At 32.1% G+C, this 13,103-nt stretch carries 17 protein-coding genes; 13 read left to right on the top strand and 4 right to left on the bottom strand.

The features are described from left to right. Positions 1–5: 5 nt before the first annotated feature. Positions 6–368 (bottom strand): YojF family protein, encoded by a 363-nt coding sequence (locus tag NST35_RS10795; RefSeq protein WP_010959127.1) that lies wholly within the window; start codon positions 366–368, stop codon positions 6–8. A gap of 284 nt (positions 369–652) precedes the next feature. Here NST35_RS10795 and nagB point away from each other — a divergent pair, with 284 nt between their 5' ends. The 9 genes from nagB (at position 653) to NST35_RS10750 (ending at position 8,287) form a co-directional block, all read left to right on the top strand. After that, positions 653–1,384, top strand: a complete 732-nt coding sequence (gene nagB / locus NST35_RS10790; RefSeq protein WP_002475564.1) for a glucosamine-6-phosphate deaminase — start codon at positions 653–655, stop codon at positions 1,382–1,384. 121 nt (positions 1,385–1,505) lie between these two features. Next, a complete protein-coding gene (hxlA, locus tag NST35_RS10785) occupies positions 1,506–2,138 on the top strand; it encodes a 3-hexulose-6-phosphate synthase (RefSeq protein WP_001832167.1) in 633 nt (210 codons plus the stop codon). 1 nt (position 2,139) lies between these two features. Next, a complete protein-coding gene (gene hxlB, locus NST35_RS10780) occupies positions 2,140–2,688 on the top strand; it encodes a 6-phospho-3-hexuloisomerase (RefSeq protein ID WP_002475501.1) in 549 nt (182 codons plus the stop codon). 120 nt (positions 2,689–2,808) lie between these two features. Further along, positions 2,809–3,456 (top strand): HAD family hydrolase, encoded by a 648-nt coding sequence (locus NST35_RS10775; RefSeq protein WP_002475566.1) that lies wholly within the window; start codon positions 2,809–2,811, stop codon positions 3,454–3,456. Between the two features lie 105 nt (positions 3,457–3,561). Then, positions 3,562–4,935: a long-chain fatty acid--CoA ligase gene (locus tag NST35_RS10770; RefSeq protein ID WP_002475604.1), complete on the top strand. Its 1,374-nt coding sequence runs from the start codon at positions 3,562–3,564 to the stop codon at positions 4,933–4,935. Positions 4,936–4,937: 2 nt separating this feature from the next. Then, a complete protein-coding gene (locus NST35_RS10765) occupies positions 4,938–6,086 on the top strand; it encodes an acetyl-CoA C-acyltransferase (RefSeq protein WP_002445760.1) in 1,149 nt (382 codons plus the stop codon). Continuing rightward, a complete protein-coding gene (locus tag NST35_RS10760) occupies positions 6,052–6,414 on the top strand; it encodes a protein VraC (RefSeq protein WP_002475544.1) in 363 nt (120 codons plus the stop codon). Before NST35_RS10765 ends, NST35_RS10760 begins: the two co-directional genes overlap by 35 nt. Before the next feature lie 3 nt (positions 6,415–6,417). After that, positions 6,418–6,678: a hypothetical protein gene (locus NST35_RS10755; protein WP_002445761.1), complete on the top strand. Its 261-nt coding sequence runs from the start codon at positions 6,418–6,420 to the stop codon at positions 6,676–6,678. 187 nt (positions 6,679–6,865) lie between these two features. After that, positions 6,866–8,287, top strand: a complete 1,422-nt coding sequence (locus NST35_RS10750; RefSeq protein ID WP_002486092.1) for an MFS transporter — start codon at positions 6,866–6,868, stop codon at positions 8,285–8,287. A gap of 292 nt (positions 8,288–8,579) precedes the next feature. Here NST35_RS10750 and vraX read toward each other — a convergent pair whose 3' ends face one another. Continuing rightward, entirely contained in the window at positions 8,580–8,759 is a 180-nt protein-coding gene (gene vraX / locus NST35_RS10745; RefSeq protein ID WP_002445763.1) for a C1q-binding complement inhibitor VraX, read from the bottom strand. 450 nt (positions 8,760–9,209) lie between these two features. On the opposite strand from vraX, the gene NST35_RS10740 reads away from it, so the two are divergent. Then, the gene (locus NST35_RS10740) at positions 9,210–9,347 is read left to right on the top strand and encodes a hypothetical protein (RefSeq protein WP_162152155.1); all 138 of its coding nucleotides are present in this window, start codon (positions 9,210–9,212) and stop codon (positions 9,345–9,347) included. A gap of 229 nt (positions 9,348–9,576) precedes the next feature. Here the strand turns inward: NST35_RS10740 and thiD are convergent, their stop codons facing one another. Both thiD and NST35_RS10730 read right to left on the bottom strand, forming a co-directional pair. Continuing rightward, the gene (gene thiD, locus NST35_RS10735; protein WP_032603372.1) at positions 9,577–10,407 is read right to left on the bottom strand and encodes a bifunctional hydroxymethylpyrimidine kinase/phosphomethylpyrimidine kinase; all 831 of its coding nucleotides are present in this window, start codon (positions 10,405–10,407) and stop codon (positions 9,577–9,579) included. A 106-nt stretch (positions 10,408–10,513) separates the two neighbouring features. Continuing rightward, a complete protein-coding gene (locus NST35_RS10730) occupies positions 10,514–11,494 on the bottom strand; it encodes a choloylglycine hydrolase family protein (RefSeq protein WP_002458378.1) in 981 nt (326 codons plus the stop codon). Positions 11,495–11,660: 166 nt separating this feature from the next. On the opposite strand from NST35_RS10730, the gene NST35_RS10725 reads away from it, so the two are divergent. The 3 genes from NST35_RS10725 to NST35_RS10715 are packed head-to-tail and all read left to right on the top strand — an operon-like array spanning position 11,661 to position 13,073. Continuing rightward, positions 11,661–12,311 (top strand): uracil-DNA glycosylase, encoded by a 651-nt coding sequence (locus tag NST35_RS10725; protein WP_002445765.1) that lies wholly within the window; start codon positions 11,661–11,663, stop codon positions 12,309–12,311. Positions 12,312–12,320: 9 nt separating this feature from the next. Further along, positions 12,321–12,680, top strand: a complete 360-nt coding sequence (locus NST35_RS10720) for a DUF5327 family protein (RefSeq protein WP_002458377.1) — start codon at positions 12,321–12,323, stop codon at positions 12,678–12,680. A gap of 24 nt (positions 12,681–12,704) precedes the next feature. Continuing rightward, positions 12,705–13,073, top strand: coding sequence for a DUF423 domain-containing protein (locus NST35_RS10715; protein ID WP_002458376.1), 369 nt, complete (start codon positions 12,705–12,707; stop codon positions 13,071–13,073). Positions 13,074–13,103: the final 30 nt, after the last annotated feature.

Raw genomic sequence — 13,103 nt, 5'->3', positions numbered from 1 at the left:
CTCCTTTATATAGTAAATGGCTGTTTACTTATTTCTATTGTAGCAGCCAATTGTCCTTCATAATTAAAACCTACAATTAAAAATTCGTTGTTCTTATTAACTTCATAGTGCGTAAGTCCTTGCACGTAAACCCAGCCACCATCTTTTAATTTAAGACCTACACGATATGGATCTTTATCGCCGCCTTTAAGTTGTGCATGTTCAAAAGTCACGACAATATTTCTTAAAAATGTTCCAGCGTTAAATACACGTTGATCGAAATGATTTGCATAAGCACCATTTGTTGTTTCAACGTGTAGGTAAACAGGCTGATTTGCGTAAGAAGTTAATAAATCTAGCACTTCTTGTTCTTTAATTGGTTCCAACACGTTCACTCCCTTAAACTAAATAATATGTTACTGACGGACTACCGATAAACATATTATTTACCAGCAAACTCGTTTATCTATCTATTTTACTAGAAAGCTATGTATATTTGTACACGAATGCTCGATTTAATTAGGAAAAATTCAAGAAAAAACTTTGAATACTACGTATAGAGCGTTAATATGTTTAAAATCTTAAGCATTTGTTACATTATAAATTAAGAGATACAAAAGAGTAAGGCGTAAGTCATCACTCATTGCCATATTGAAATTAGAGGTGTTTGATATTGAAAATGATTAATTTAGATTCAAAAAAACTTGCGTCATTTTATGTAGCATGCGAGTTGTTTAAACAGATACAGCAGTACCCTCATACCAAACTCGGTTTAGCAACTGGTGGAACTATGACTGACGTATATCATTACTTAGTAAATTTATTAACCAAAAATAAAGCTGATGTGTCGCAGGTTGAAACATTTAATTTAGATGAATATGTAGGTTTAAAAGCAAGTCATCAGCAAAGTTACCATACCTATATGAATAAAGTGCTATTTGAGCAATATCCTCATTTTGCTAAAAATCACATTCATATTCCTGATGGCTATTCAGAAAATCTAGAAGCAGAAGCGGAACGATATAACAAATTATTAGATGAAAGAGGTCCGATTGATATTCAAATTTTAGGAATTGGAGAAAATGGTCACATTGGATTTAATGAACCAGGAACAGACTTCAATAGTGAAACACATGTGGTGAACTTAACAGAAAGCACTATAAAAGCAAATAGTCGATATTTTGACAATGAAGCGGATGTTCCTAGACAAGCAGTTTCAATGGGATTAGCAAGTATTTTAAAAGCTAAAAGGATTATACTACTTGCATTTGGTCCAAAGAAAAAAGAGGCCATAAGTAAACTGTTAAATGAACAGGTTACCGAAGATGTACCTGCGACCATTTTACACACACATCCTAATGTTGAAGTTTATGTAGATGATGATGCAGCACCAGATTGTTTATAATTATTTAGTAGTTTATATAGTAGTTTTTATATACAAAATATTTTATGTGTTTAATAAGTTTAGTGAAGGGTATAAAACTATAAGCAAAAGAGAATTTCTCAAAATGAAAGGATGAATTTCATTGGAACTACAATTAGCCATTGATTTATTAAATAAAGAAGAAGCAGCAAAATTAGCTCAAAAAGTTGAAGAATATGTAGATATTGTTGAAATCGGTACACCAATTGTAATTAACGAAGGCTTACCTGCAGTTCAACATTTAAATGAAAATATTAATAATGCTAAAGTATTAGCTGACTTGAAAATTATGGATGCAGCAGATTACGAAGTAAGCCAAGCAGTAAAATATGGTGCAGATATTGTTACAATTTTAGGTGTTGCTGAAGATGCTTCAATTAAAGCAGCAGTTGAAGAAGCGCATAAACATGGAAAAGCATTGCTTGTTGATATGATAGCAGTGCAAAACTTAGAGCAACGTGCTAAAGAACTAGATGAGATGGGTGCAGACTATATCGCAGTTCATACAGGTTACGACTTACAAGCAGAAGGAAAATCTCCATTAGATAGCTTGCGTACAGTTAAATCTGTTATCAAAAATTCTAAGGTTGCAGTAGCAGGTGGTATTAAACCAGATACTATCAAAGATATTGTTGCAGAAGATCCAGATTTAGTTATTGTTGGTGGCGGTATTGCGAATGCTGACGATCCTGTAGAAGCAGCAAAACAATGTCGAGCAGCTATTGAAGGTAAATAAGATGAGTGAATTTAATAATTATCGTCTTATTCTTGAAGAGTTAGATGCTACTTTATCCCAAGTAGATAATACAGAATACGAACGTTTTGCTAATGATGTTATAGGTGCAGATCGCATATTTACAGCTGGTAAAGGTCGTTCAGGTTTTGTTTCAAATAGTTTTGCAATGCGCTTAAATCAATTAGGTAAAAATGCCTACGTTGTAGGTGAGTCAACAACACCTTCAATTAAAGAACATGATTTGTTTATTATTATTTCAGGTTCAGGTTCTACAGAACATCTAAGATTATTAGCTGAAAAAGCACAATCTGTCGGTGCAAAAATTGTCTTATTAACTACAAATGCGGATTCGCCAATCGGTAATCTTGCAGAGACAGTTGTTGAATTGCCTGCAGGTACTAAACATGATGTTGAAGGTTCAAAGCAACCACTTGGTAGTTTATTTGAACAGGCCTCACTTATATTCTTAGATAGTATTGTATTACCTTTAATGGATGCATTTCACATTAGTGAAAAAGCAATGCAAGAGAATCATGCTAATTTAGAATAACTAAAATGAGAGATAAGCACTTTTGTCTATGATTAGACAAAGGTGCTTTTTAATATATGGTGCAACATTACTCCTTTAAGTGTATATTTATAATATAACTTAAACTATGAGGTGAACATCATGAATTTTGATAGTTATATTTTTGATTTTGATGGAACGCTAATTGATACAACAACGTGTCATGTTAAAGCTATACAAAGCGCTTTTAAAAGATTAAATTTAGATGAACCTACAGAACAAGCTATTTTACATACATATCATTTAAATTTATATAACAATTTTAAAGCGTTAGCTTCACACGAACTGTCTTTTTATCAAATAGAAAAATTAATAGATGAATACCATCGTTGTTTTAGCAACGATGAAATACATCAATCAAAAGAATATACCGGAATAAGTGAAGCATTACAGTTTTTACATAACCAAAAGAAAAAAATATTTGTACTATCTAATAAAGATACACTAACAACGCAAAGGTATTTAGATTATCTTGGATTAAGTCGTTTTATAACTGATTCATTAGGTGTCTGTATTAAAAATGAAGACAAACTTCTTTGTGAAACGATTCAAAATTTGATACAGAAACATCATTTAATGATAGGTAAAACTGTGTATATAGGGGACACAGCACAAGATATCAAGAGTGCGAATCAAGCTCATGTGCAAACATGTGCTGTCACATGGGGAGCGCAATCTGCACACGAATTGTTGTATGAAAATCCTCATTATGTTGTTAATAATCCAGAAGAATTTTTAACAATTTTATAATATTCTCAATGGTAGGATAATCATTCATGAGGAATTTTATCCTACTCTTTTTTTAAAACTATGAAGCAAGTATAATGTAAACATAATTATATAGAGTGTTTACAAATGGTGATGAAGATGAAAAAAATAATGGAATATTTACAGCATTATATTAATCAATACCCGCATCGATTAGCTTTAGTATTTGAAGATCGACATCTAACGTATGGAGAATTAAGTAAAGAAATTTATCAGGCTAGTATGCGCTATAAAGAAGTAAAATTAAACGAAAAAGTAGGTCTAATGGATGACCATCCTGTAAATAATATTATTAACTATTTTGCGGTACATCAAAGAGGTGGAATTCCTTGCATTTTTAATCATCAATGGAGTAATGAAAGGATACATCAACTTGTAAAAAGTTATGACATACAATGGTTAATTAAAGATAATCATCTTACCTTAAATCATGATGACTCAATTTATAATGATGAGGTGATCCCACGTAATGTTATACATATAGGTTTCACGTCAGGAACTACAGGTTTACCCAAAGCGTTTTATAGAAATGAACATTCTTGGATAGTTTCTTTTAAGGAAAATGAGAAATTACTCCAGCATTGTGAAGAAACCATTGTAGCACCGGGTCCTTTATCACATTCACTTTCATTGTACGCATGTATTTATGCATTAAGTACTGGAAAAACATTTATAGGTCAAAAAAATTTTAATCCACTATCTCTTATGCGTCTTATTAATCAATTGAACAAAGCGACAGCAATATTTGTAGTGCCAACGATGGTACAACAACTTATTTCAACCCAACGACATTGTTCATCGATTAAAAGTATTTTGAGTAGTGGTGCTAAACTTACATTGCAACAGTTTCAACAAATCAGCACTTTATATCCACAAGCAAATTTAATAGAATTTTTTGGGACATCTGAAGCAAGTTTTATAAGCTACAATTTTAACCAATCATCTCCTGCTCATTCTGTAGGTAAACTTTTCCCTCATGTCGAAACGCGATTATTAAATCAAGATGATGATGCAGTAGGATTATTAGCCGTTAGAAGTGAAATGGTGTTTAGTGGTTATGTGGGACAGAGCAATCAAGAGGGGTCATGGATTAAAACAGGTGACTTCGCTTATATTAAAAATCAACATTTGTTTTTAGTAGGTAGAGAGAGTGACCGTATTATAGTTGGGGGAATCAATGTATATCCAACAGCTATTGAAAGCTTAATTATGGATATTGAAGGCATTGATGAGGCGCTTGTCATCGGTATACCACATGCTAAATTTGGAGAAATAGCGATATTACTTTATTCAGGTAAAGTACAATTGAATTACCGACAAATTAAATCTTTTTTAATGAAACAGCTTTCAAGACAAGAAGTTCCATCAAAATTAAAGAAAATTGACCATATGATATACACAGAATCGGGAAAGATTGCTAGAAAAGAGATGAAAAATAAATTTATTAATGGAGAGTTATAAAAATGAAGCAACCTGTTATTATTGCAGCAAAACGTATAGCCTTCGGTAAGTATGGTGGCCGATTGAAGCATTTAGAACCTGAATCATTACTAGAACCTTTATTTAATCATTTTACAGATCAGTATCCAAAAGTAATGTCTCTTTTGGATGACGTCATTTTAGGTAATACGGTAGGTAATGGTGGTAATTTAGCTAGAAAATCATTACTCGAAGCAGGATTAGATTTTAAAATACCTGGTATAACAATTGATCGTCAATGTGGTTCAGGTCTTGAAGCTGTTATACAAGCTTGTAGGATGGTACAAAGTGGTGCTGGAACAATATATATTGCAGGTGGTGTTGAGAGTACTAGTAGAGCTCCTTGGAAAATCAAACGCCCGCAGTCAGTTTATGAATCTGAGTTTCCACAATTTTTTGAACGGGCGCCTTTTGCAAGAGAAGGAGAAGACCCTTCAATGATTGAAGCCGCTGAAAATGTAGCGAAAAAATATCACATCAGTAGAAATGAACAAGATGACTTTGCTTATCGCAGTCATCAGTTGGCATCAAAAAACATGAATAACGGTAATATTTCCCAAGAAATTTTACCGTTCAAAGTGAAAGGTGAATGTTTTAATCAAGATGAAAGTATTAAACCTCAACTCACTCTCAAAACACTTGGCAGACTTAAACCGCTTTTAAATGAAGGAACAGTCACAGTAGGAAACAGTTGTATGAAAAATGATGGTGCAGTATTACTGATTGTTATGGAAGAAAATCGGGCACGTCAATTAGGATTCACCGAAGGGATTAAGTTTGTAAATAGTGCTACTGTAGGTGTTCAACCTCAGTATTTAGGAGTGGGTCCAGTGCCAGCAGTAAATCAATTATTAGCTCGGGAACGATTAACTATAAATGATATAAATGCAGTAGAATTAAATGAAGCATTTAGCTCTCAAGTTATTGCTAGCCAACAACAACTTAACATACCTTTGAATAAGTTGAATTGTTGGGGTGGAGCAATTGCTACAGGGCATCCATATGGTGCAAGTGGAGCAGCGTTAGTCACACGTTTATTTTATATGAAACATCAATTTAGAACTGTAGCAACTATGGGAATAGGTGGAGGAATAGGAAATGCAGCTTTATTTGAAAGATGGTATGGAAATTAGAGAAGTTCAATTTACAAATGAAGAAGTTCAAAATTATTGTGAATTGCTTAATATAAAGTATGACCATTATGTTCCTACTCTTATGTGTGCCAAGTTATGGCCACAATTTGAGTTATTTCAATCTTTTTCAAAGAAGCCTATCATATTAAAAGAGACACACATTAAGACACAACAACAACTTCAGGTCGATTGTACCTATGAAGCGACATTGCATAAGGTTTCACAAAAATTAATTAAAAATATCATTAAATATACATATGGACTCGAAATAAATAAAGATAAAAAACATTGTATGTATATAAAACAAATATTTATCGAGGTAAGATAAATTATGAAATTTACAATAGAAATGGTGAATGAATATTTAACTATAGTTAATGATGAGAATCCGATCCATCGTTCCATTGTACCGGGACAACTCATATGTGAAAAAGTATTTTCTGAACTTAATGTGAATTGGATGAATTACAAAATTAAGTACTTAAAACCAATAAATATAGATGAGGAAGTACAATTTTTAATAAAAGAAAATGATGAAATTATAGTTTTTAAAACGTATGATGATATCAAACTAACAATTACTAGAAGTTGAAAAGGTTAAAGCTTGTAAGTTAAATTTTAGTAAATATTTAACTAATAATAATTATTTCATCTCTAAACAATGAATTCTGAAAAATGAATAAAAATTAATTTTCAAAAAAATGTATTTTTAATAAGTTTGACATTTAAACTGAACACTCTATAATTACTTACCATATTCATAGAAGGAGTGTTTTGTTTTGGAGTTTGATAAAAACCAAATTACAATGGTTGACGGTAATAATGCCAAAAAAACAGTTATTGCCACTGGAATAGGTAACGCTATGGAGTGGTTTGATTTTGGTTTATACTCATATTTAGCAGTAATAATAAGTAAAAACTTTTTTAGTCAAGTTGATAATGATCAACTAAAGTTAGTTTTTACATTTGCTACATTTGCTATAGCATTTTTATTACGCCCTATAGGTGGTATTGTTTTTGGTATCATTGGAGATAAATACGGTCGTAAAATAGTATTAACTACAACAATCATATTAATGGCCTTTTCCACGCTATTAATAGGCGTTTTGCCTACATATAATGAAATAGGAGTATGGGCGCCAATATTATTACTTTTAGCTAGAGTCCTACAAGGATTTTCTACTGGAGGAGAATATGCAGGAGCAATGGTTTATGTTGCTGAGTCATCACCAGATAGAAAAAGAAATTCTCTTGGTTGTGGACTGGAAATTGGAACATTATCAGGATATATAGCTGCGTCAATTTTAGTATTTGCTTTAAATATCTCTTTAACTGAAACACAACTGAATTCATGGGGATGGAGAATTCCTTTTTTATTGGGAATGTTCCTAGGTCTTTTTGGATTATATTTGCGTCGTAAATTAGAGGAATCACCAATATATGAAAACGAACAAAGGGAATTACAAAAGCATCCCACAAGAGAGCCTATCGGGGTATTTACTTTAATTAGATTTTACTATAAAGATATTATAGTATGTTTTGTTGCAGTAGCATTCTTTAATGTTACTAATTACATGGTTACTGCTTATCTGCCATCATATTTAGAAGGTGTAATTAAATTAAATGGAACAACTACTAGTATCATGATTACTTGTATTATGGTTATAATGATTCCATTGGCACTAATGTTTGGACGTATAGCCGATAGAATTGGGGAGAAAAAAGTATTTCTTATCGGTTTAGGTGGATTAATATTATTAAGTGTTGTGGCTTTCTCATTGATGCAATTACAATCGTTATTCTTTGTATCAATAGGTGTATTAATACTAGGTTTCTTTTTATCAACTTACGAAGCAACGATGCCTGGTTCACTTCCAACGATGTTTTATACACATGTACGTTATCGTGCCTTAGCTATTACTTTTAATGTTTCTGTTTCTTTACTTGGAGGTACTACGCCATTGATAGCATCATATTTAGTTAGTACTACTAATAATCCATTAACACCAGCATATTATTTAACAGTAATAAGTATAATAGGTTTCATAGTCATAGCATTATTGCACAAAAGTACCGCAAGTAAGTCATTAAAAGGATCTTACCCTAATGTTGATAATGAAAAGGATAGAGAGTATTATGAAAAAAATCCTGAACAGGCATTATGGTGGTTAAAGGAAAGACAGGAAAAAGAAAAATTCTAATGTTTTAGTTTTAAAATTTATAAATCGTTGAACGATTATTTGTCCATATAAAAACGCTAATGTTAGCAATGCTCAAAGGTTCTCTCCGAGCTACAAAAGGGGACAAGTTTTGGCTAACATTAGCGTTTCTCACTTGTTAGGGTGAGTGTTAATTTAGGGATGATAGAATGTCTTTAAAGCTAAACGTATTAAGGGACTAAATGCTTTAAAACTCATTTTATTTGGGTCTGGAAAGACAAAAGTGCTAATTCTCAATTAGGTTTGATGCAATGTCTAGATGTCTAGAATAACGTTAACGATATGAGTAACTTGTCGGCATGTTGTCAACGTCATTCTCTAGTAGAGAGAGCAATTGATAGATTTCATACTTATTAAAAGTTTCATCACATTTTATAGTAATTGTCTTGAAAGTTTTAGTTATGATTTCATAAACGGGTGTTCCATTTTCTATATTTCTTCTGTAGATAATCATGTTGTTTATACCTCCCTTGCCTCTCTACACTTTAAATAATAAAGGATAAACCATAAGAAATCATGGGTCTGTAGTATCAAATTTGCATACGACGATAAACTGATTACTTTCTAAGACTTTATATGTATACAATGTTTATTACGGTTTGAAAGGAAAGAGAAGAGAGGCTGGGACATAATTCCTAGCAAAATAGCCAGTAAATGGATTTTCATAAATTCATTTACTGGCATCTTTATTTAAAATACTTCGTATTGTTGGCTCGCTTTCTTAGGTGACAGCTTCAGTCTGTAGTCTTCAGCTTGTCCTGTTCCCTCAAGAGTTTCGCCAAAATACTTTGTGTTTATATGTAAATTTATATTAAAATACTTTGAAAAATAAGGCCCTTTCGTATAATTTAATAAATACCAATAAACAAAATTAACGAGGTGCTTTATGTATAAAGACTATAACATGACTCAACATACTCTACTAATGGAAACTTCAGTTCATATCCCCACAAATGATATTTCACGACATGTAAATGATATTGCAGAAACAATTCCCGATACTGAATTCGATGAATTCAGACATTATCGTAGCTTAATATAAGAAAAGTAACAGCTCAACGAGCTGAAAATTATCAAAAAAATTATAAAAAAGACAATTCCTATATTATTTCAATAGAAATTGTCTTTATTTACTTATCTTGGACCTTTTTGTCCCAGGCTTTCCACATCTATATAGATATTGATTTAATTATAATTACAAAGTTTGTAGGAATTAAATGAGCCTATAAATTAGGGCTAAAATGTACTAGTATTTATACAATCTAGTATTTTTAAACCTCAGTGACTTCAACGTTAATCTGTTCAATACGGTTATATGCACCATGATCAACAGGTCCTACAAAGTCATTCATTTTCCAACCATTTTTGATTGCTGAAGCTACAAATGCTTTAGCAGCAATGATTGCTTCTTTTGGAGATTTACCGTTCGCAAGATAAGCTGTTGTGGCAGCAGCAAATGTGCATCCTGCACCATGATTATAACTTTGTTGGAACATGTCAGTAGTTAATTGATAAAATTGTTGGCCATCATAGTACAAGTCATAAGATTTATCTTGATCGAGTGCTTTGCCACCTTTAATAATGACATGAGGTGTGCCTTTGTCATAAATCACTTGAGCAGCTTTTTTCATGTCCTCAATTGATGTTAATTTTCCTAAACCAGAGAGTTGACCTGCTTCGAATAAATTCGGGGTAACTACTGTAGCTTTAGGTAGTAAATATTGAATCATTGCTTCTGTGTTTCCTGGATTAAGTACTTCGTCTTCACCTTTACAAACCATTACTGGATCAACTACAAAATAGTCTGCACCAGATTCAACAAAAACATCTCCGGCACGTTTAATAATGTCTTGTGTTCCTAACATCCCTGTTTTAATAGCATTAGGTCCAATTGATATTGCTGTTTCAAGTTGTTTTTCGAAGATATTCATATCAATGGGTGTTACATCATGGGACCATGTTTCTTTATCCATTGTCACAATAGATGTTAAAGCTACCATTCCATATACATCAAGTTCTTGGAACGTTTTAAGATCTGCTTGCATACCGGCACCAGCACTTGTATCTGAACCAGCTATCGTTAATACTTTTTTTAAAGCCATCATTCATTCACTCCCATTAATTTCTAGTGTCTTTATCATATCATGTTTATCGCGTACGCTAAATTATTATATTTTGTAAAATTCAAAATCAATCATCATACGTTAGTTACTGTATTGATGTTATCTTTAATTCGTGATTAATAGGTAAGAATGTCAACTCATTCTTACTTAAAAGATCTTCAGTTAATTTTATTTTGAAAATTTGATTACTAAAGTATGGCTTAATATAATAGCTTCTTTCTTTACTTTCCATCACTAATTGATATTGTGTGTAATGTATTTTATTGGCATCGATAACTGCACCTTGAGGGATACTGACTGATTCTAGAACTTTAAAACAATTCATTAAATTTTCATCTTCATTATGGGAACAGCGTAGTTGGTGTCTTAAATATGTAGCCCGTATAAAACGTTCTGTTGAAGTATAACCACCCGGTAAGCCATTTGTTCCTGCTTCACAACCCATTGATCTTACTAGCACTTTACCTATTAATTGATTGGTTGATTTCTGTGGTGTTAAATAAGCATAATTTCTTAAGTTAGATAGATGCCAATCTAATTTAGGCGCATTTGTTAAGGTATGAACATAATTATCTTTAACTATTAATAAGCCATTGTGAGGTTCTATGGCTACGGTATGTCCTGTTTCATCAGTGACCATGAAATGTAAAGGAGGAACGATATTCAAAGTTGTATTTTTTTCATTCATAATATTGATCTTCTTAACCTTTTGTTTTAATTCGCTAATACTTTTATTAAAACCTAAAACCCAAACAATAAACTCCTCAGGTGCTAAGTTAAAATAACCATAACGTTTATGGGTACTGTATGAGGCTTCACCAGTGAAGTAATGGTTCGAAATAGCTAAACCTTTTTCGTTTATACCATCACCAAATCTATAACGTCCTACTTTTAAATTTGTTCCAACAAAACCATATTCAAGACGCATGTCTGAATCTAGATCAAATTGGTAGTGATAATGACGTGGAACAATGGTTGGGATACCATTAAATTCAAATGCAAAGTCCATCGTTCTAGCTAAATAATGATAACGTTGTTTTGTATATAAAGAAATAGCCGTACACATATATAACACTCCAAACTACTGAAATTTATCTATAGTAATTGTAATATAATTAAAAATAGATTGATTGTAAACCTAAAATATATAAAGGTTTACAAAAATTAATGCTTATAAAATCAGTCATTTTTCCAATATGAATATGTTAAAATGTAGCTTGAGGTGAAAACGAATGAAATGGTCAGAGGTATTTCATGATATAACAACACGCCATGATTTTCAGGCGATGCATGACTTTTTAGAAAAAGAATATACGACTCAAATCGTTTATCCAGATAAAAAAAATATCTATCAAGCATTTGATTTAACGCCTTTTGAAGATATCAAGGTTGTTATTTTAGGACAAGATCCTTATCACGGTCCTAATCAAGCACATGGTTTAGCATTTTCAGTGCAACCTCATGCTAAATTTCCACCATCTTTAAGAAATATGTATCAAGAACTAGAAAATGATATAGGGTGTCATAGAACTTCGCCCCATTTACAAGACTGGGCAAGAGAAGGTGTCTTGTTATTAAATACGGTATTGACTGTTCGACAAGGTGAAGCACATTCACATCGAAATATTGGGTGGGAAACATTTACGGATGAAATCATACAAGCTGTTTCTAATTATCGTGAGCATGTTGTTTTTATTCTTTGGGGAAGACCTGCTCAACAAAAGGAACGATTCATTGATACATCTAAACATTTAATTATTAAATCGCCACATCCTAGTCCACTATCGGCTTTTAGAGGATTTTTTGGTTCTAAACCTTATTCAACTACAAATAATTATTTAAAATCTAAAGGAAAAACACCAGTTCAGTGGTGTGAAAGTTAGGTGAGAATAATGAACAAAAAACAGATTCTACAATTGATTGAGCAAGAATTGGTACAAGCAGATGAAGCTCAGACAGATACTGAATTTGAAAAGCATATGTATGCTATACACATGCTCACATCTCTTGTTAGTTCTCATCAAAGTCGTTCAACAATAGAGAAATTAAATCGTTCTAAACCAATGAATAGTAATATAAAAGATGATTATGAGATGAAACAACAGACTTCACAAAAACATGATGTAACTGTAGCTGAAATAGAAGCAATGGGTGGTAAAGTACCACAATCAATGAAAAAGCATCATACTTCTAATAATATGATGATTACAGATGATCATGTTGGTAATGGTGAATCTATTTTTGATTTTTAAATATAAAGGAGTACATTCAAAATGATGAAAGTTTTTATTATTTTAGGTGCATTAAATGCAATGATGGCTGTCGGTACTGGGGCATTTGGAGCACATGGATTGGAAGGTAAATTATCAGATAAATACATGTCAATATGGGAAAAAGCAACAACTTATCAAATGTATCATGGATTAGGTCTGTTAGTTATAGGTTTAATAAGTGGTACAACATCAATTAATGTAAATTGGGCTGGTTGGTTATTATTCTTTGGTATTGTCTTTTTCAGTGGTTCCTTGTATTTCTTAGCCTTAACACAAGTTCGTATTTTAGGTGCAATTACGCCAATAGGTGGTGTTCTATTTATAATTGGTTGGCTTGTTCTTGTAATTGCTACACTTAAATTCGCAGGGTAATCACTTCATACAATCTTGTTACAATATGAC

It is taken from the genome of Staphylococcus sp. FSL W8-0304 (genome assembly GCF_038006565.1).
GTDB lineage: Bacteria > Bacillota > Bacilli > Staphylococcales > Staphylococcaceae > Staphylococcus > Staphylococcus epidermidis.
The sequence above is the reverse complement of the archived record's forward strand: the minus strand, read 5'-3'. Positions and strand labels throughout refer to the sequence as shown.